Origin of the sequence: Alcaligenes sp. SMD-FA, from assembly GCF_025960365.1 — a bacterium.
GTDB classification, from domain to species: Bacteria; Pseudomonadota; Gammaproteobacteria; order Burkholderiales; family Burkholderiaceae_B; genus Alcaligenes; species Alcaligenes aquatilis.
Genome location: NZ_CP110108.1, coordinates 35,967 through 53,831, shown reverse-complemented (window position 1 = coordinate 53,831; position 17,865 = coordinate 35,967). Strand labels below are relative to the sequence as shown.

The 17,865-nt window shown below is 57.0% G+C and carries 16 protein-coding genes and 1 pseudogene; 8 read left to right on the top strand and 9 right to left on the bottom strand.

Annotation, left to right across the window (positions count from 1 at the left end):
* The first annotated feature begins 111 nt into the window (after positions 1-111).
* Positions 112-852 (top strand): IclR family transcriptional regulator, encoded by a 741-nt coding sequence (locus OKX01_RS00230; protein WP_094195159.1) that lies wholly within the window; start codon positions 112-114, stop codon positions 850-852.
* Positions 853-986: 134 nt separating this feature from the next.
* Here OKX01_RS00230 and OKX01_RS00225 read toward each other — a convergent pair whose 3' ends face one another.
* Positions 987-1,982 carry a 5'-nucleotidase gene (locus OKX01_RS00225; RefSeq protein WP_264672263.1) on the bottom strand — a complete coding sequence of 332 codons (996 nt, stop codon included), beginning with the start codon at positions 1,980-1,982 and terminating at the stop codon, positions 987-989.
* 123 nt (positions 1,983-2,105) lie between these two features.
* Here OKX01_RS00225 and OKX01_RS00220 point away from each other — a divergent pair, with 123 nt between their 5' ends.
* The 4 genes and pseudogenes from OKX01_RS00220 to OKX01_RS00210 all read left to right on the top strand — a co-directional run bounded on the left by OKX01_RS00220 (position 2,106) and on the right by OKX01_RS00210 (position 5,599).
* The gene (locus OKX01_RS00220) at positions 2,106-2,807 is read left to right on the top strand and encodes a glutathione S-transferase family protein (protein ID WP_264672262.1); all 702 of its coding nucleotides are present in this window, start codon (positions 2,106-2,108) and stop codon (positions 2,805-2,807) included.
* 84 nt (positions 2,808-2,891) lie between these two features.
* Positions 2,892-3,113 (top strand): annotated as a pseudogene (locus OKX01_RS18890) (antibiotic biosynthesis monooxygenase); the annotation flags it as partial.
* A 135-nt stretch (positions 3,114-3,248) separates the two neighbouring features.
* The gene (locus tag OKX01_RS00215) at positions 3,249-4,412 is read left to right on the top strand and encodes an MFS transporter (RefSeq protein ID WP_413544476.1); all 1,164 of its coding nucleotides are present in this window, start codon (positions 3,249-3,251) and stop codon (positions 4,410-4,412) included.
* Positions 4,413-4,621: 209 nt separating this feature from the next.
* Complete coding sequence (locus OKX01_RS00210; protein WP_094195156.1) at positions 4,622-5,599, top strand: tripartite tricarboxylate transporter substrate binding protein BugD; 978 nt, start codon at positions 4,622-4,624, stop codon at positions 5,597-5,599.
* A gap of 132 nt (positions 5,600-5,731) precedes the next feature.
* On the opposite strand, the gene OKX01_RS00205 is transcribed toward OKX01_RS00210, so the two are convergent.
* The 7 genes from OKX01_RS00205 to OKX01_RS00175 all read right to left on the bottom strand — a co-directional run bounded on the left by OKX01_RS00205 (position 5,732) and on the right by OKX01_RS00175 (position 13,942).
* Entirely contained in the window at positions 5,732-6,805 is a 1,074-nt protein-coding gene (locus tag OKX01_RS00205) for a zinc-dependent alcohol dehydrogenase family protein (protein ID WP_108727022.1), read from the bottom strand.
* A gap of 185 nt (positions 6,806-6,990) precedes the next feature.
* On the bottom strand, positions 6,991-8,037 hold the full coding sequence (locus OKX01_RS00200) for a CobW family GTP-binding protein (protein ID WP_264672260.1): 1,047 nt from the start codon (positions 8,035-8,037) through the stop codon (positions 6,991-6,993).
* A 68-nt stretch (positions 8,038-8,105) separates the two neighbouring features.
* Positions 8,106-8,984 (bottom strand): phosphonopyruvate hydrolase, encoded by an 879-nt coding sequence (locus tag OKX01_RS00195; protein WP_108727020.1) that lies wholly within the window; start codon positions 8,982-8,984, stop codon positions 8,106-8,108.
* A 20-nt stretch (positions 8,985-9,004) separates the two neighbouring features.
* Positions 9,005-10,231, bottom strand: coding sequence for a pyridoxal phosphate-dependent aminotransferase (locus OKX01_RS00190; protein WP_264672259.1), 1,227 nt, complete (start codon positions 10,229-10,231; stop codon positions 9,005-9,007).
* Positions 10,228-11,886 carry an ABC transporter permease gene (locus OKX01_RS00185; RefSeq protein WP_249460703.1) on the bottom strand — a complete coding sequence of 553 codons (1,659 nt, stop codon included), beginning with the start codon at positions 11,884-11,886 and terminating at the stop codon, positions 10,228-10,230. Before OKX01_RS00185 ends, OKX01_RS00190 begins: the two co-directional genes overlap by 4 nt.
* Positions 11,883-12,947 carry an ABC transporter ATP-binding protein gene (locus OKX01_RS00180; protein ID WP_249460700.1) on the bottom strand — a complete coding sequence of 355 codons (1,065 nt, stop codon included), beginning with the start codon at positions 12,945-12,947 and terminating at the stop codon, positions 11,883-11,885. Before OKX01_RS00180 ends, OKX01_RS00185 begins: the two co-directional genes overlap by 4 nt.
* An 11-nt stretch (positions 12,948-12,958) precedes the next feature.
* On the bottom strand, positions 12,959-13,942 hold the full coding sequence (locus OKX01_RS00175) for an ABC transporter substrate-binding protein (RefSeq protein ID WP_108727016.1): 984 nt from the start codon (positions 13,940-13,942) through the stop codon (positions 12,959-12,961).
* 120 nt (positions 13,943-14,062) lie between these two features.
* On the opposite strand from OKX01_RS00175, the gene OKX01_RS00170 reads away from it, so the two are divergent.
* A complete protein-coding gene (locus OKX01_RS00170; protein WP_108727015.1) occupies positions 14,063-14,944 on the top strand; it encodes a LysR family transcriptional regulator in 882 nt (293 codons plus the stop codon).
* Positions 14,945-14,972: 28 nt separating this feature from the next.
* On the opposite strand, the gene OKX01_RS00165 is transcribed toward OKX01_RS00170, so the two are convergent.
* Positions 14,973-15,899: a DMT family transporter gene (locus OKX01_RS00165; protein ID WP_264672258.1), complete on the bottom strand. Its 927-nt coding sequence runs from the start codon at positions 15,897-15,899 to the stop codon at positions 14,973-14,975.
* A gap of 207 nt (positions 15,900-16,106) precedes the next feature.
* Between OKX01_RS00165 and OKX01_RS00160 the strand changes: the two genes are divergently transcribed.
* Together OKX01_RS00160 and OKX01_RS00155 are read left to right on the top strand one after the other, a co-directional pair.
* Positions 16,107-16,835: a GntR family transcriptional regulator gene (locus OKX01_RS00160; protein WP_108727013.1), complete on the top strand. Its 729-nt coding sequence runs from the start codon at positions 16,107-16,109 to the stop codon at positions 16,833-16,835.
* A 49-nt stretch (positions 16,836-16,884) separates the two neighbouring features.
* Positions 16,885-17,853, top strand: a complete 969-nt coding sequence (locus OKX01_RS00155; protein ID WP_249460698.1) for a Bug family tripartite tricarboxylate transporter substrate binding protein — start codon at positions 16,885-16,887, stop codon at positions 17,851-17,853.
* The last annotated feature ends 12 nt before the right edge of the window (positions 17,854-17,865 follow it).

Genomic DNA, 17,865 nt, shown 5'->3' with positions numbered 1-17,865 from the left:
ATTGTTTAGGTATAAACCAGTAGAGCGGAGTAAGGCTCGCTGTTGCTCCCCACTGACAGGCCTGAGCGTGGTTAGAATAGGGAATCAACCACTCCGTTTTTACGAGGGCACATGAATAGTCTGCGACGCATGCTGCAAATTCTGGACTTGTACGGTGCACATACGCCGGTGCTGGATGTGGAGACCATCTGCACCCGCCTGGGCTACCCTCCCGCCACCACCTATCGCTATCTGAAAGAGCTGTGCAATAGCGGCCTGTTGATTCGCAGCCCAGAAGGCTACGCCCCTGGGCCACGGTTTATAGAAATGGATTTGCTGATCCGCGAATTTGATCCGCTGGTCAGCCGCTGTCGCCCCCTGTTGCGCTCGCTGGTCGAGCAAACCGGGCTGGACGTACTGATCGGCCAGCAATACGGCGAACGCATCTTGACCACCCATCAGGAAACCGGGCCGGGGCGTTTCGAGCTGCTGTTTGGCCGTGGCCGAACCATGGACATGTTCCGCAGTTCCACGGCGCGTATCGTTACCGCTTATCTGCCCACCCGCCACCTGCGTCGTCTGTACGAGAAAAATCAACATATTGACTATGTGCAAGGCCTGGGCAAGGAATGGCCGGTTTTTTCGGCCCATATGCAGGAGCTACGCCGCGCGGGCTATTGCATTACCAAGGAGCAGATCAATCCGGGTATCGCCGGGATTTCCGCGCCTGTGTTTGACGATGCCAAACGAATCTTCGGCAGCCTGACCTTACTGGGAAGCCTGGAGCGCTTTGAGGCCATCAATCCCGACGCCCTGGCCAGCCTGATTCAACCCGCTGCACGCGCTGTTAGCCGCGCTCTGGCCCAAGTCTGAGAACTGGGAGCCGACAAGAACCAAGCCGCGCCTGATCCCGCATCAGCTCGCGGCTTTGTCTTGGGCGGTTTTAAAACCAAACGCACTTGGCACTAAGCCCGCTGCAGCCGCACTAGCCAATCACAGCACCTTATCTACGGCTTTGATTTCCGCTGCTCCTGTTTCCGACCCTTCTTTTTCTCCGGCTCCGCCACTTTCACCGGCGGATGGTTCACCACCCCAAACGGAATATGCACGGAGGGCAAGGTCTGCGCGGTCGGAATCAAGTGCGTGGTCTGATCATCAAAGAAGATATGCGGCTGCAAGACTTCCAGCACCCGCCGCTTTTCAATGCCGCCCAGAAAGAAAGCCTCGTTCACCTCAATGCCCCAGCTACGAATGGTATTGATGACGCGTTCATGGGCCGGGGCATTGCGCGCTGTCACAATAGCAATCCGCAAACGCGGCACATAGCTGGCATCCTGCTCCTGACGCTGCTGCTCCACTTCCTGAATATGTGCCAATTTCAGCAAAAACGCCTGCAACAGGCCCGGATTATGGGGCTTTTGCACCAAACGCACTTCGTGCTCGAAAAAGGCCGGCAGGCCGCCTTCTTGCTGATACACGCGCTCGGACTCGTCGTCCGCGATCACCCCGTCAAAGTCAAAGGCCACCCGGATAGGCTGGTCATCGTAGGCATCCTCGTAGGATGAATTCAACACTTGGCCTGCAGGATAACCTTGCTGCACCGCCCGGTGTACATCCTCCTTGTTGGCTGACAGAAACAGGCTAATGGACAGCGGCTGAATATAAGGGCTGGGGTCGCCCCCTTGCAAAAACACCGCCCGCGTAATGTCCAGATCATGATGGCGGATGGAATTCATAACCCGCAAACCGGTATTGGGATCGTTACGCGACAGCAACACGACCTCCACCAAGGGATCGTCGGGCGACAAATCATTCAAGGCCAGCAAACGCCGGATAAAGGAAAAGGCCACACCCGGCTTTAACGGTTCGTGCTCGCGTGCCAACTGGTAATCGCGATAGGCCGCCTCCCCTTGCTCCAGAAAGACCTGATGAGACTGGCTCAGATCAAACAAGGCACTGGAGGCCAGGCCAATGACCAATCGTTTTTCCAGGTCATACGCCATGGACGACTCCACAAGTCAGTAAAAAAACCACGTCCCAAAACGGCAAGACGGCGCCAGTACTACCCAAACAGATCAAAGCCAACTACAGTGCAACCACCATCCCCTTCGTAAACCCGTGCCACCATGCAAGCTTCCAGAAACTATACCCTTGTCCTGGGCAATCCCCACTACTCGTCCTGGTCTTTGCGACCCTGGTTATTAATGAGCCACTTGGGCATGGATTTTAACGTGCGCTGGTTCAACTTTGGCCATCCCTTTAGCACTGTGGCCTTTCACGAAATGGCCCCGACAGGCCAGGTCCCTGTGTTGCATACCAATGGGCAAATTATTTGGGACAGCCTGGCCATTGCTGAATATCTGGCCGAACAGCACCCCGGCGTCTGGCCGATTGACCCCATTGCACGCGCCTGGGCTCGCAGCGCCAGTGCAGAGATGCACGCCAATTTTTCCTCGCTACGTAATCTGTGTCCCTTTGCCGTTGCCTTGCGGGCCCATCACCATCAGCACGATATGCGCCTGCAAGGTGAACTGGATCGCCTGCAAACCCTCTGGCAAGAAGGTTTGAGCCGTTTTTGTGGCCCCTTCCTGGCCGGCGAGCGATTCAGCGCGGTCGATGCCTTTTACGCCCCCGTGGTATTTCGCTTGCAAACCTATGGTCTGACGCTGGACAAGACGTGCCAAAGCTACATGAGTCGCTTATTGGCACTGCCTGCCATGCAACACTGGCATCAAATGGCCTGTGAGGACACCTGGCGCGACCCGGACCACGAGGCCGAGGTCTTGCATGTGGCTGAGGTACATCTGGATTTGCGCCAGCCAACCTAGTGTCAGCTATTTGCCATGTAAGTACAGACACGAAAGAGTATCCTTGATGGTCCCGAATGATTTCGCTGTCAAGGATTGCGTCGCATGGGCGATACGTACTTTCGTACTACACACTACCATTTCACCGATTTGGATCTGCAAGCGCAGGATACCTATACAGGCTCGCTGGCTGAACAAGCCCGAGCCAACACCGCCTGTTTACGCTTCGATGTATTGCGCAAGGACCAGCCCCCCGGACACTGGGTGCTGCACGAAAGCTGGCAAGACGCCCAAAGCTGCAAGGACTTTCACGCCAGTGCCCCCGCCCAGACCCTGCAACAGGCACGAGTCGAACATCACCTGAACCACCCGAGCCAAGCAGCGGACGCTGACAAACCCGCAACGCCACGGCCCCCCTGCAAGAAAAGCAAGTGGGACCCTTACGTGTGGATCAGTATCGCCATGTGTATCGGGGTAATGGGTACGGCCTTGGCCAGCCCCCTGTATCCGCTGTACCAGGATCGCTGGGATCTGAACGCCAGCCACATCACCCAACTCTACGTGGCGTATATGGCCTCCGGCTTGACGGGCCTGCTGTTTCTGGGCCGCTTAAGCGACATGAAAGGCTTTATGCCCGTGCTGCGTACCGGCTTGATTCTGGTCACCAGCGGCGTAACCCTGTCTGCCTTTGCCTGGGATGTGGGCAGCTTTCTATTCAGCCGCATCATGATCGGAATGGCATCGAGCATGATTGTGACCTCGGCCTCCATCGGTCTGGGGCAATTTAACCGGGGCGGGGATGTGCAACGCGCTGCGGCCACTACCTCGCTGATGCTGGCCTTTGGGTTTGGCCTGGGCCCAGTGGTAGGTGGCCTGATCGCACAATGGATACCGAACCCACTGTTCTCCAGCTATATCCCCTCCATGATCCTGGGCGTACTGGCCATCTATGCCCTGTTTCAGATCAAGCCCATTGCCAGCAAACAGCCTGTTCCGCAAAAGAACAGTTGGCGCACCTGGATGCCGCGCCTGACGCTGCCCGCCACCCATTTACGACGCCCCTATCTGATTGGCTGCTTGTCTGCCTGCTGCGCCTTTGCCATGTTCAGTCTGTTTGCCTCTCTGGCACCGAGCTTCATGGCGCAAATGGTGCCTTGGCACGGCCCGGCCACCAGCGGCTTTTCCATCGGGATTATTCTGTTTCTGTCCTCGGGTTTCCAGTTACTGATCCGCCGCTGGCCGGCCAAGCGCAGCGTCATTGTGGGGCTGCTGTCCTTCACCCTGGCCTGTATCGCCTTGCTGATCAATCTGTGGGCCAGCTCCTCGCTACTGTTCATTGTGTGCGTACTGCTGACCGCCTTTGGCCACGGCCTGTGCATGTACGGCGGCATGTCCATCGTGCAACGTGTCTCCCCCCCGCACCAGCGTGCCGGCCTGACCTCCACCTACCTGATCACGGGTTACCTGGGTGCCATTTTGCCTATTTTGGGCCTGGGCTGGCTGGCCGACCACTTAGGCCTGGATCAGGGTCTGATGATCTTTTGCAGCTTGGTCGCCACTGCCGCCCTGACGGTTGCCGTCATCGCCTACCTAACGCCGGTCCTGCATAAACCGACCTCTGCGTGACCCCGTCCCTGGACAAGCCACCGCCTTAGGTCGTGGCTTGTCCCCGTATATTCCCCTAGCCGATTTACGCCCCTTACTAGGGTTAGACCTGAACAAGAAACGCGTTTGCACTCAGTAGAATAAAGCCACTCCTGCAACGCTTCGCAACACCAAGCGACCGGATCCAGGTATCTCCCAAAAGAATAAGCAATCCTTATCAAGGAGGCATTATGGCTGTTGCATTAAACAAGCTGTTTGTCAGTCTGGGCGCGGCCTTGGCCTGCTCGGTCACCGCGCAGGCAGCGGGTTATCCGGACCACCCCATCAATATGGTGGTCCCTTTTGCGGCGGGCGGCCCCACGGACAACGTGGCACGCGCTCTGGCCGAAGCCATGCGCCCAGCCTTGGGTGAAACCATCGTGGTCGAAAACAAGGGCGGTGCCGGAGGCTCCATTGGCACCTCCCAGGTCGCCCGTGCCAAACCGGACGGCTACAACATACTGCTGATGCACATCGGCTTTTCCACGGCTCCTTCGCTGTACAAAAAACCCGGCTACGACGCCATCAATGGTATGTCCCCCATCGGTCTGGTGGTCGACGTTCCCATGACCATCATTGCCCGCGAGGACTTCCCGCCCAACAACATTCAGGAACTGGTGCAGTACTTGAAGGACAACCAGGACAAGGTGTCCCTGGCCAACGCCGGGATTGGCGCAGCCAGCCACCTGTGCGGCACCATGCTCACCGAAGCGCTGGGTATCGAGCTGCTGACGGTCCCCTATAAAGGCACCGCCCCGGCCATTGCGGATTTGATGGGCAAGCAGGTGGACGTCATGTGTGACCAAACCACCAATACCACCCAACAAATCAAATCCGGCAAAGTGAAGGTCTATGCCGTGACCAGCCCGCAACGCGTCCCAACCTTACCGGACGTCCCCACCATGCAGGAGTCCGGTTTCAAGGACTTTGAAGTTGGTATCTGGCACGGTATGTGGGCACCGAAGGACACCCCCCAGCCTGTCGTGGATACCTTGGTGAAAGCCTTGCAGACCGGCATGGCCGACAAGGACTTCCGAAGCCGCATGTCCACCCTGGGAGCGACGGTCATGGACAAAGAAGCCAACCCGGCCGCCTTGCAAGCCAAAGTGGAACAACAAGTTCCCCAGTGGGCCGCCTTGTTCAAGAAAGTGGGCGTAGAGCCCCAATAAAGTCTGTTAGCCCAACGGCTTTTGAAAAGGACGCTTAGGCGTCCTTTTTTTAAAACCTACCCCATCTGCATAACCACAAAAAAGCGCCTGCAATAAACAGGCGCTTTACGTGGCAGGGTCGGCATAAAATCGTCAGGCGAAATCGACAATCACCTTCATTGCTTTTTCGTCAGCGGCATGTTTGAACACATCATAGGCTTTTTCAAGCTGATCAAACGTGAAGTGGTGGGTTGCCAGTTTCTCGATGGGCAACTTGCCCGAGCAGCATGTTTTGAGCAGCATGCCTGTCGTGTTGGCATTGACCAGACCGGTGGTAATGGTCAAATTTTTGATCCACAATTTTTCTAGCGAAAAATTCACCGATTTGCCATGCACACCCACATTGGCCAAATGACCACCTTCCTTGACCACTTGCTGGCACACATTCCAGGTCGCTTCAACGCCCACCGCTTCCATCGCGCAATCTACGCCGCGCTCATCGGTAATGGCCATAATACGAGCCACGGGGTCTTCCTTGGCCGAATTAATGATGTGCGTGGCACCGAGCTCTTTGGCCATAGCCAGTCGGTTCTCGTCCATGTCTACCACGATGATCTGGCTGGGCGAATACAACTGGGCGGTCAACAAGCACCCCATACCCACTGGGCCGGCTCCCACAATGGCAATGGTGTCACCCGGCTGCACATTGCCATACTGCACGCCAATTTCATGTGCAGTGGGCAAAGCATCGGATAGCAACACGGCCACATCTTCATTCAGTTCGGCAGGCAAAGGGTACAGGGACGTATCGGCAAAGGGGGTACGCACGTATTCAGCCTGTGTACCGTCAATCATGTAGCCCAAAATCCAGCCGCCGTCATTGCGGCAGTGCGCATACAGTTGTTTTTGGCAGTTCTCGCAGGTACCACAACGGCTCACGCACGACACAATGACCTTATCGCCCACTTTGACGTTTTTTACCGCTGAGCCAACCTGCTCAATAATGCCCACCCCTTCGTGCCCGAGAATACGGCCATTGAAACTGCCGGTTTTTTCTTCGGCCACACGACGGATTTCTGGATTTTTTCCCTTCCAAATACCCAGATCCGTACCACAAATTGTGGTTTTAACCATGCGAATAATGGCATCGGTAGGTGCTTGAAGGTCCGGTTTCTCCCGTTCTTCAAAGCGGATGTCATTTTCACCGTAATAAACCATTGCCTTCATGATCACTCCTTTCAAGGTGCTGGGCCGTTACAAGACATGTGTATCGACTAAATGCATCTTAATCTTATTTTTATAAATAGAAATTACGGCACCCAGCCATATTCTTGGAAACACTGACGACCATCAAACTCACCAATCTCATGGGCTGTTTTCCATCAACGGCCAAAGAACGGGGAAAATGCACCTCACACCGCACGAACCGACGCATCCAACTGACACAGCCGCTGCCAAACTTGAGCTGGTTCCAGATCCTGCGTAATGAGTACAAGACGCCCTTGCCGTTGCGGCCAAGGCCACTGCGACAAGGATCCGAACGGGTAGACCCGATGCTGCACGGCATGCACTACCTGCGCCGTCTCCCGGCCCTGCACGGCCAAGACCGCTTTCAAACGCAACAAGCGCGGACCCGCCCAACGACACAGCTCATCAAGCCAATCCGACAGATGCTGCGCATTCAGTGCCTCCGGCACGGCTACGCTGATCGCACTGACAGCATGCCCATGCCGCGCTTGCCCGGACAGCGCACCACCGGCGCCATGGTCGTGATAATGCTCATGGAGACAATCATGGCTGGACGCCTCCCACGCAGCCCACTGGCCTTGCTGGTCGCCCAGTGCCAGCAAATAGGGCGCCATAGATTGCCCAACATCCAAAACCAGACGCTGAGCGGCCTGATTCAATCCAGCCAATTGCTGGCTGACCTCCTGCTCACGATCGGCATCGACGCAGTCGCGTTTGCTCAATACCAATAGATCGGCTAAGGCGACTTGCCGCCGGGCCAGCTCCTCGCGACGCAAGGTCTCGCTGGCATGCTCCAGGTCAACGACCGTGACCACCGCATCCAGACGATATTTGCCCGCCAATTGAGGCTCGCCCAGCAAGGTATGAATAATAGGGGCGGGATCAGCCAGCCCCGTTGTTTCAATGAACACCCGACTAAACTGTCGCTGACCCGCCCTGGAAAACCGCCAGGTAATATCACGCAAGGTCTGCACCAGATCGCGCCGTATGGTGCAACACACGCAGCCATTGCCCATCTCCTGCACCAGATTTTCCTGGCTGTGCGCCACCAGCAGATGGTCCAGCGCCGTCTGCCCAAACTCATTGATGATGACCAGCGTGTCGGCCATCTGCGCTTCTTGCAAAGCGCGATTGATCAGGGTCGTTTTCCCACTGCCCAGAAAGCCGGTCAACAGCGTGACCGGGATAGGGCCTTGTGCAGATTGGGGCATCGCATTTATCCGGCTAAGGGCCCGCCATCGGGCCATCAGCCATTATACGAAGCCCAATGCTGCCCCTTCTAGCGCAGGAATCGGGCCTCGATCTGACGCATATGGGCATCACCTTGCAAACCAATAATGGTTTTGACGGAGGGCAGACTGGCATCCACATTCTGAATGCCGCCATCCTGGCGAATCTGGGCAAACACCGCTTGCATGGCCCCTACGGCCGCACGAATCGCATGATTGCCGTAAATCACCACGCCCACTTTGCCCAATTGGGCAATGTCGGCCTCGGTCAGTTGAGGGTAGGCCGTAGGCACCAACACCAACGGCACCTTGCCTGTCCAAGCTTCTACAAAAGACAGAATCTGATCTGGCGTGGCCTGTTTGGAGTGAATCAGAATGGCATCTGCACCCGCCTGCTCATACGCCAGGCCACGCTTCAAGGCCTCTTCTTGCCCCAGGCCGGCAATCAGGGCTTCTACCCGCGCAATAATCAGAAAATCCGGATCACGGCGTGCGGCACAAGCCGCTTCAATCTTGCCCTGGAACTCTTCAATTCGCACCAACTCCTGACGCCCATCCGCTCGCAAACTGGTGTCTTTCGGAAAGGTTTTATCCTCCATCACAATGGCACTGGCGCCCGCCGCCTCGTACTGCGGTATGACATAGCTGACATTCACTGCATTACCAAAACCAGTATCAATGTCGGCAATCAAAGGGATGTCCACGGTCGAGGCAATCGCCCGCATCATCTCCAAGTGCGTTCCCATCGACAGAATGTTGGCATCGGGCACGGCATAACTGGCAGACAACTCAAAACCGCTCCCCCAAATTGCCCCGAAACCGGCATCCTGAGCCAGACGAGCCGCCAACGGGTTATGAGCGGCCATTGCCGTCATCAATCGCCCTTGGGAGAAGGCTGCTTTCAACACCTGATTTTTTTTACTGTTCACACTGTTTCTCCGTAAGGGGTTCAGCTCAGTCGAGCAATAGCTTGGGCAATGCGGCTCATGGCCTCTTCCAGCTCCTGGTCACTGGAGGCGTAAGACACCCGGAAGTGACCAGGCAGTTCAAACGCCGAACCAGGCACAACGGCCACCCCAACACTACGCAGGAAATACATGCACAAGTCCTTATCCGTACTGATCAACTGACCTGACGGGTCCCGCAAACCCAATACGCCTTGGCAACTAGGGAACACATAGAACGCTCCCATAGGCAGATCACATTCAATGCCCGGCATCGCATTGAGCGCGGCCACCACCTTGTCGCGGCGGCGACGGAACGCTTCCACAAACTCAGGCAGAAAATCCATGGGGCCATCCAGTGCGGCCACCGCCGCCGCCTGGCTGATGGAACTGGTGTGTGAGGTTGCTTGCGACTGCACCAGATTCATGGCTTTGATCAGGTGCAGCGGACCCGCTGCAAAACCCACTCGCCAACCCGTCATTGCATAGGCCTTGGAGACACCATTGATGGTCAAGGTGCGCGCTGCCATGTGGGGCGACAAAGCAGCCGGCGTTGCAAAGGGTTCGTCGCTATAACGGATTTTTTCGTACACATCATCGGCCATCACCCAGACATGGGGGTGACGCAACAGCACTTGCTCCAGTACTTCCAGCTCCTGACGCGAATACACCGCACCACTGGGGTTGGAGGGGGAGTTGAGCATCAGCCATTTGGTACGGGGGGTGATGGCCCGTTCCAATTGGTCAGCTTGCAGCTTGAAGCCGGCCTGTGCACTGCACCGCACAATGACCGGTTGGCCACCGGCCAACAACACCATTTCAGGGTAAGACACCCAGGCGGGGGTAGGGATGATGACCTCGTCACCGTCCTGTACCGTGGCCTGCAAGGCGTTGTACAAGGCTTGTTTGGCCCCGCAACCCACCTGGATCTGATCCGGGCTGAAGTGCAGGCCATTGTCGCGCTCGAATTTGCGCACCACAGCCTCACGCAGAGCCAGGGTGCCGGCTACTTCGGTATAGCGGGACTCATTGCGATCAATCGCTTCTTTGGCCGCCTGACGCACATGCTCGGGGGTCGCAAAATCCGGCTCGCCCTGGCTGAGGGTAATAACTGACTGCCCCTGTTGCCGCATTTGATTGGCCAGGCGTGTCATCTCTTTGGTGGCCGATGCCTTGGCTCCCAATACGCGCTGGGCCAGCGCGATCTCTTCCTGACATTGCACAGAGCTCATTGTGTCCATCCTACTTTTACTTTGAAAATGAAACGGGTCAGCAGCAGCGGCAAAAATATCGCCATCAACAGCACCAGGCTATACGCACTGGCCTGAGCCAAACGTCCACTGTCGACCAATTGAAAAACCTCGATAGGCAGGGTGCTCATCCCGCCGAAATACAGAACCACCGTGGCGGATAATTCCGACAAAGTCGTAATCCACATCAGCACCGTGGCCGCAATCACCGCCGGCCAGACCAGCGGCAAAACGACCTTCGCAAAAGTTGGCATCGGGGCCACGCCCAAACTGATGGAGGCCTCCTCGATGGAATTGCGCACGTTATGCAAAGGCCCCATGGCCGCCCGCACACTGGTGGGCACCCGGCGCAAAAAGTAGGCCAGCGCCATAATGACCCAACTGCCCGTCAGCACCAGCCAGCCGCTGTTAAACACGTTGATCAGGGCAATGCCCAGTACCGTGCCGGCAATCGTCAAAGGCAGCATGACCAGCGCGTCCAGACCTGCACTCAGTCCAGACGGACGTTTGACGATCAGATAGGCGGCCACGATAGAAAACACGGCACCCGCACTGGTTGCCGCTGCCCCCAGCAGCAAGGAGTTGTACAAAGGTCCGGGTGCCTGCACCAAGGCTTGCTGCATATGGCTTAAGGTAAAGCCGCCATACTTGAGCACCGGCCCGATAGAGGGCGTAAATGCGGTCACAATGACCACCAGCACCGGCAGTATCGACAAGACAACCAGGATCGACACCAGGGTGGCGCACACGGTTGCCTGCCACGCACGCAAAGGCACCCGCACAGGGGCCCGTCCGGACTCCATCTGGTAGGTGCGTCGGGCCACGACCCACTTTTGGATCAACAGCAAAACCAAACCCAGAAACACCAGCAAAGACGCCATGGTGGTCTGCATTTGCGGGTTACCGCCCATTTCACTGACAAACTCGTTATACGTCTTGACCGCCAACACGGGGGTACGGGCGCCCAGAATGGCTGGAACGCCAAAATCCCCGATAACGTGCATGAAAACCAGCACCGCAGCACCGCATAAAGCCGGCACCATCAGAGGGAAGGTCACAGTGCGCAACGTGCGCCCCGGTGAGCTGCCCAGACTGAGACCCGCCTCTTCCAGGTTGCGATCCATGGACTTCAAACCTACCAGCACAGCCACATAGGCATACACGTAGTTGTTCAAGGTCATCACAAAAACCAGACCCCACCAGGAGTACAAGGAAGGCAACTCCAGGCCAAAGGGAGCCAGCAGACTATTGAGCACGCCTTGTTTACCCAACACCACAATCCAGGCCGCGGCCACCACCACATCCGGAATGACCAAGGTCAGCAAGGGCAATACACCCAGACAGGCGGCCAATGGGAAGGAAAAGCGCGCGGCTGCCAGGGCCAAACCGGCGCCCAGCACCAGACTGAGCAGGGTTACCGCACCGCCCAACCACAAGGTGTTGAACAGGCTCTCCCGGTACGCCGGTTCCGAAAAAAACTGCACGTAACCATGCAAACCAAACTGACCGTCCTGGTTGACCAGGGAACTGGCCAGCATGGACAAGACCGGCCACAGCAAAAAGTAGCCCAGCAAGGCCACGGCCCCCAGAGCCAGCATCAGCCAGGCTGGATCGCGTCGCAAAGAACCCAGCATCATGTCCGCTCCACCAAAAGAGCCGACTCGGGAACGCGCAAGACCACCGCATCCCCTCGCTCCCAACTCTGCACGGCGCCGGTGTTCCAAACCACCGCTTTCAGAAAACCAAATTCCGTGCGCAATTGATACGCCGTACTGGGGCCTCGGTAATCCACGCTTTCAATCCGCGCGGCAATGTCACCCTCATCCAGTGGACGCAAGGCATCCACACTCAGGGTTTCAGGCCGCACAGCCAACATCGTCTGCTCAGAAAAACGTCCGGCAGACTGGATACGCACTATGCAACCCGCTGTCCGAAAGCGGCGGCAGCCATCTGCAGCCTGACCGAGTTCCTCTTGAAGCTCGATCAGATTGGCCCCACCCACAAAATCGGCCACAAAACTGTTGTCAGGGCAGCGGTAAATCTGCTCAGGCGTGCCGACCTGACGGACACATCCCCGGTCCATCACGGCAATGTAGTCAGACACGCTTAGCGCTTCTTCCTGATCATGCGTCACAAACACGGTGGTAATGCCGGCTTCCTGCTGCAAGTCCCGCAGCATTTCGCGCAAGTCCGTGCGCAGCTTTGCATCCAGGGCAGACAAGGGCTCGTCCAGCAAGAGCAGATCAGGCTTAATCACCAAGGCGCGTGCCATGGCCACTCGCTGTCGCTGCCCCCCGGACAGCGCGGACGGCAAGGCATCCGCTTTATCCTTCAAACCTACCCGCGCCAACATGTCCAAAGCGGGACCACGGGCTTGAGTGCGAGACTGACCACGCGCCAGCAAACCGTAGCTCACGTTCTCAAGCACGCTGCGGTCCGGAAACAAGGCGTAATCCTGAAACACCATGCCCACATTGCGTTTGTGCACAGGCACCTGCGTCATCTCTTTCTGGCCGAACAGCACCTTGCCATGATCAGGGCGCACAAATCCGGCCAACATGCGTAGCAAGGTCGTCTTGCCACAACCCGACGGCCCCAACAGGGTAAACAAGGAGCCGCTGGGGATATTCAGATCCAAACCCTGAAACAAGGTCTGTGCGCCGTAGCTTTGCTGAATGCCTGATAAATGTATCTGCATAGGAGTCCTGCCTAGCGCTGCGAAACCAGATCACGCCAACGCGCCAGGAAAGCCTCACGATCGGCACCCATACGCTCATCGTCCAGTGCATGCACACGGATCTGATCCATGGCAGGCAGGCTTGTCAGCGTATTGACGGCAATGTCGCTGCGTAAAGGACGGCGAAACGCACTTTTGAATACCTCTTCCTGTGCAGGGCGGGAGGCCAGGAAGTCATACAGCTTGCGGGCAGACTCGGGATTACGCCCCCCCTTAATCAAGGCCATCCCTTCCGGCGACAGGAAAGTACCCTCTTTGGGGTAGACCAGGTCAATCGTATCCAGACCACCGGCCACATATTGATAGGCGGCATACTCCATCGTTACCGCAACCGCGAACTCGCCATTGGCAACGCCTTCGTAGGCGCCCGCTGTCGTGCCGACCACCACGGCATTGCGAGCCACTTTTTCAAACACGTCCTGGCCCATCAACTCCTGCAAACCGTACAGGGCGACATAGGAGGAGCTGCTGCGTGCCGGATCAGGAATCACGATCTTGCCCTTCCAGGCAGGATCAGCCAGATCCGCCCAACTGGCAGGAGCCTGGAGTTTGCCCAACTGACGCTCATTGACCATCAACACCGTGACATGGGTATTGGTACCCAGCCAGCGTTGGTCTGGCCCCTGAAACTGGGCTCCTACCGCCGAGGCCTCAGGCGAGGAGTAGGGCGCCAGGTAATCGGCATACTGCGACAAGGTGGAAAACCCACCCGACCAGAACAAGTCACCCAAAGGTTGATCGGCCTCTGCCTTGATACGCTGCATCAAGGCACCGGAACCTGCCCGCACCACGGACACCGCTATCTCGGGATGAACCTGACGGAACTGCTCAATCACCGTGTTCACCACATCGATATTATTAGAGGAGTACAACACCACCTCATCGGCCTTGGCGGCGCCCGAAGCCAGGCAAGAAAGCATGAGCAAAGCGGATAGATAAGGAAAACGGTTTTGCATGATTATTTCCTGAAATTTAAATAAAATCGCATGGAAATCATGGTATTTATCGTAGATGACCGTTCTGTTACACCCTACCTCCACCCCCTATTAGTCGTGACCCTATCATGAGTTTTAATCATGCTTGAGACGGTTCCTCTGGTTCCACTGCGCGTATTTGTCGCCGTGGGCCGACAAGGCAATTTCACCCGTGCAGCCCAAAGCCTGGGGATCACCCAAAGCGCAGTCAGCCGACATATCGCCACCTTGGAAAAAGTCAGCAAACAGGCCCTGTTCATTCGACGAGGTCCCTATATTGAGCTGACGGCAGCCGGCCTGCAGTTGTATGACACGGTCAAAGATGCAATGGCCACCCTGGAGATGGCCATTCAGCAAATCGCCCATCAGCCGGATCAGCACGGACGGCTGCGAGTCCGCACGTCCATGCCCAGTTTTTCAATGACGGTGATGGTTCCCATGCTTGGCCAGTTCACCGCCCAGCACGCCATGCAGATTGATCTGATCACCAATCTATCGCCACCACGCCCTAATGAAGAATTCGATGTCCTGATCAGCCGGGATTTAAATCTGCCCGATAGCGAAAGCTGGGAGCTGACACGTGAAGAACTCGTCTGTGTGGCCGCACCGGCCTTGATTCAGCAACACAGCGGGCAAACGTGGGAGCACTGGCCTATGGTGACCGCGCGCTCACGCCCCGACATATTGGGTGTATGGGCTCTGGATCAGGGGATTGAGCCTTCGCGTCTGCTGATGAGCGCCACCTACGATCACCTGTTTTTCGCCATTGCCGGGGCCATTGCCGGATCAGGATTTCTGGTTGTGCCACGTTTACTGGTCATGGACCATCTACGCGATGGCGTCTTGCGGGAAGTGGGCCCTGGCCAGGTTGCCACAGGCGCAACCTACATGGCCTATGTCAACGCACAATCACCCCAACAACGTGATGCTCGCCAATTTTGCCGCTGGTTGAAAAGCAGCTTGCGGCAACGCCTTGCCCCTTAAGGACGTTCGCATCGGATCGCTGACTCGCTCACGTTCTGCGACGTCGCAGCTGACTGATCCAGCTATAGGCACTGACCAGGGTAATGCCCATCAGCACCAGTAAAGCGCCCATCACAAAACGGGGTTCTATGGCTTCGCCCAGCAAGAAAGCACCAAATAACACACCGAACAGTGGAGTCGCAAAAGAGAACACCCCCAGGCGCGAGGCCTGATAATTACGCAGCAACCAGAACCAGACCAGAAAGCTTAGAAAAGCCACCACCACGGACTGAAATACCAGACTGGCGCCCAGCAAACCCGACCAATGCACCTGGGTTTGACCGCTGACCACCGCAGCCACCATCAGAATCACAAAAGCACTGAACAGTTGATACAGCAAGGCCTCCGAAGGCGGAACAGCAGACAGGCGCGTGCTGCGGATCAACACGGTGGTAAAGCCCCACAAGGCCCCGGCTGCCAAGGCCATCAAGTCCCCAATCAGCATGCGACCCAGATCAGTCCCATCCATGCTGGCCGGGCCTAAAAAGGTAATGGCGATACCCGCCACCGCCAGGCCGATGCCCACCCATTGCAGGCGGGCCAAACGCTCCGAAGGCAAAAGTATATGCAGACCCAAAGCCGCAAACACGGGCGCCGTGTATAGAAACACCACCACGTGCGCTGCCGAGGTAAAACGCAGACTTTCGCCCAGCAGCAAATACTCCAGCGCAAACAGCAAACCGGCCATCAAGCCCGGCCTCCAGGCCCCTTCTGTAAAGGCCAGCTTGTGTGTCCGCACCAGAACCAGCAAAGCGACCAGCACGCAGGCGACACCCGAGCGCAAACCAATCTGGAAAACAGGCGCCATGTCATGCGCCGTGGCCTTGAGCAAGATCTGCTGAAAGCTCCAGATCAAACAGAGCACCAGCATGGCACCACTGGCCAGCGCATCAAGGGGTTTACGTTCGTTGCTCATCGGGTCTCATCCGGAAAATACCGTGCCTGATCCCCTCTTGGAAAGAGTGTGGGAATGGCCGCAAGAGATTGATTATCCGTGAAATCTACTCGAAGCAAAACGGCACAAAACTTTCTTTACCCTCGGATAAGCCTTAATTGATATATCAAAAAGCCCTCCCTAGAATCATTTAAGCCTAAAAAATAGCAATAGGCATGGGAGACAGACATGACGCTTAGCAATACCGACCGGGTACGGATCGAACTGGAGCACCGCATTGCCAGCGGTGATTTGCCGCCGGGCAGCGCCATTGATGAATCCTTGCTGTGCACGTTTTTCCGAGTATCACGCACCCCGGTGCGCGAAGCCTTGCTGCAGTTGGCGGCCACCGGGCAAGTTCGCATCGCCCCCCGAGCTGGCATTTTTGTCACCCAGCACACCATTGAAGAGCTGGAAGAAATGCTGGAAACCCTGGCCTTGCTGGAAGGCGCCTGTACCCAACTGGCGGCCTACCGCATCAGCAATGCGCAGATCCGCGAGCTGGAGCGTTTGCAAAAACGCGGTGCCAAGGCCCTGCAGGAAAAAAGCCTGGCTGACTACGCCACGTACAACGCCGAACTGCACGCCCTGATTCACAGCATTGCCGGCAATACCTTCATGGTGCAGCAAATTGAACATCTGCGCCGTCTGACCAACCCTTACCGCCACCGCCATCTGGATCAGGAAAACCGCATGGAGCAGTCCTGGCATGAACATCAGGCCTTGACCCAGGCTCTGGCCCTGCGCGACGGCCCCAGCGCCATGCAGGCTGCGGCCAGCCATGTGCTGTCCGGTGCCGAATCCCTGCGCCGTGTCGCCCAAGCCCATCCCGAGAAATGGGAGTTCGACAAGCGCGAACGTTATAGCTGGCTCCATGCCCAGCTCAACCCATTAGCCGGGTTCTATATGCGGCACTAAATAAATAATTCGCTAAAAAAACTACCACTCATACCGAGGAGACTTTCTCATGTTTGCAAGCCGTTTCACACGGCGTGCGCTGGCTGCGCTCGCCCTGACATTAACCCCTCTGGCTGCGGTACACGCGGCAGAACCTATTCGTCTGGTCGTGGGTTTTGCACCCGGCGGCGGGGTCGACACCCTGGCCCGCGTGACCGCCCAGGCGCTCAGCAAAGAGCTGGATCGCACCGTGATTGTGGAGAACAAATCCGGCGCCGGTGGCACCATTGCTGCCGACTACGTGTCCAAATCCCAGGCTGACGGCAACACGCTGCTATTTGCCGATACCTCCTTGCTGGTCGCTCCCTACATCTACCCGGCGCTGCGTTATGACTTACAGCGCGATTTCACGTCGATTGGCATGGTGGGCCAGTCTGATCTGGCCCTGGCTGTTCCCGGTGACAGCCCCGTCAAGACCGTTGCCGAGCTCATCGAAGTGATCCGCAAGGCGCCCGCTCAAACTGAAACCTTTGCCTCGGTAGGTGTGGGCTCGGTACACCATCTGGGTGGCGAGTTGTTCGCCTTGAAAACCCAGACAGAACTGGTTCATGTCCCGTATCGTGGTGGCGCTCCCGCCAGCCAAGCTCTGGCCGCCGGTGAAGTATCCATGTCCTTTGCCAGCCTGGCCTCTTCTATTGGCCTGGCCAACTCCGGCCGCATCCGTCTGCTGGCCACCTTGTCCGAACGCCGCTTTCCCGGCATGCCCGATCTGCCCAGCGTTTCGGAAACCATTCCCGGCTATAGCGTGACACCCTCGCTGTTCATGCTGGCCCCCAAAAACGTAGACCCTGCCCTGGTCGCCACCGTCAGCAAGGCGCTGGAAAACAGCATGCAGCAAAAGCAGGTACAGGATGCTTTCCTGGCTCAAGGTTCAGTCGCCGGTTACCAGAATGCCCAGGCCACCGAACAATGGCTGGGTGAAGAGACCGAACGCTGGGCCAACGTGATCAAAAGCGCCCAACTCGACTTTAAACAATGAAACAAGCAGTGA

Bases quoted from the DNA above. Each gene is read 5' to 3' on its own strand.
- OKX01_RS00215 (WP_413544476.1), top strand. From the start codon at position 3,249: ATGTGTATCGGGGTAATGGGTACGGCCTTGGCCAGCCCCCTGTATCCG.
- OKX01_RS00220 (WP_264672262.1), top strand. From the start codon at position 2,106: ATGCAAGCTTCCAGAAACTATACCCTTGTCCTGGGCAATCCCCACTAC.
- OKX01_RS00160 (WP_108727013.1), top strand. From the start codon at position 16,107: ATGACGCTTAGCAATACCGACCGGGTACGGATCGAACTGGAGCACCGC.
- OKX01_RS00200 (WP_264672260.1), bottom strand. From the start codon at position 8,037: ATGCCCCAATCTGCACAAGGCCCTATCCCGGTCACGCTGTTGACCGGC.
- OKX01_RS00180 (WP_249460700.1), bottom strand. From the start codon at position 12,947: ATGCAGATACATTTATCAGGCATTCAGCAAAGCTACGGCGCACAGACC.
- OKX01_RS00165 (WP_264672258.1), bottom strand. From the start codon at position 15,899: ATGAGCAACGAACGTAAACCCCTTGATGCGCTGGCCAGTGGTGCCATG.
- OKX01_RS00230 (WP_094195159.1), top strand. From the start codon at position 112: ATGAATAGTCTGCGACGCATGCTGCAAATTCTGGACTTGTACGGTGCA.
- OKX01_RS00190 (WP_264672259.1), bottom strand. From the start codon at position 10,231: ATGAGCTCTGTGCAATGTCAGGAAGAGATCGCGCTGGCCCAGCGCGTA.
- OKX01_RS00155 (WP_249460698.1), top strand. From the start codon at position 16,885: ATGTTTGCAAGCCGTTTCACACGGCGTGCGCTGGCTGCGCTCGCCCTG.
- OKX01_RS00225 (WP_264672263.1), bottom strand. From the start codon at position 1,982: ATGGCGTATGACCTGGAAAAACGATTGGTCATTGGCCTGGCCTCCAGT.
- OKX01_RS00210 (WP_094195156.1), top strand. From the start codon at position 4,622: ATGGCTGTTGCATTAAACAAGCTGTTTGTCAGTCTGGGCGCGGCCTTG.
- OKX01_RS00185 (WP_249460703.1), bottom strand. From the start codon at position 11,886: ATGATGCTGGGTTCTTTGCGACGCGATCCAGCCTGGCTGATGCTGGCT.
- OKX01_RS00175 (WP_108727016.1), bottom strand. From the start codon at position 13,942: ATGCAAAACCGTTTTCCTTATCTATCCGCTTTGCTCATGCTTTCTTGC.
- OKX01_RS00205 (WP_108727022.1), bottom strand. From the start codon at position 6,805: ATGAAGGCAATGGTTTATTACGGTGAAAATGACATCCGCTTTGAAGAA.
- OKX01_RS00170 (WP_108727015.1), top strand. From the start codon at position 14,063: ATGCTTGAGACGGTTCCTCTGGTTCCACTGCGCGTATTTGTCGCCGTG.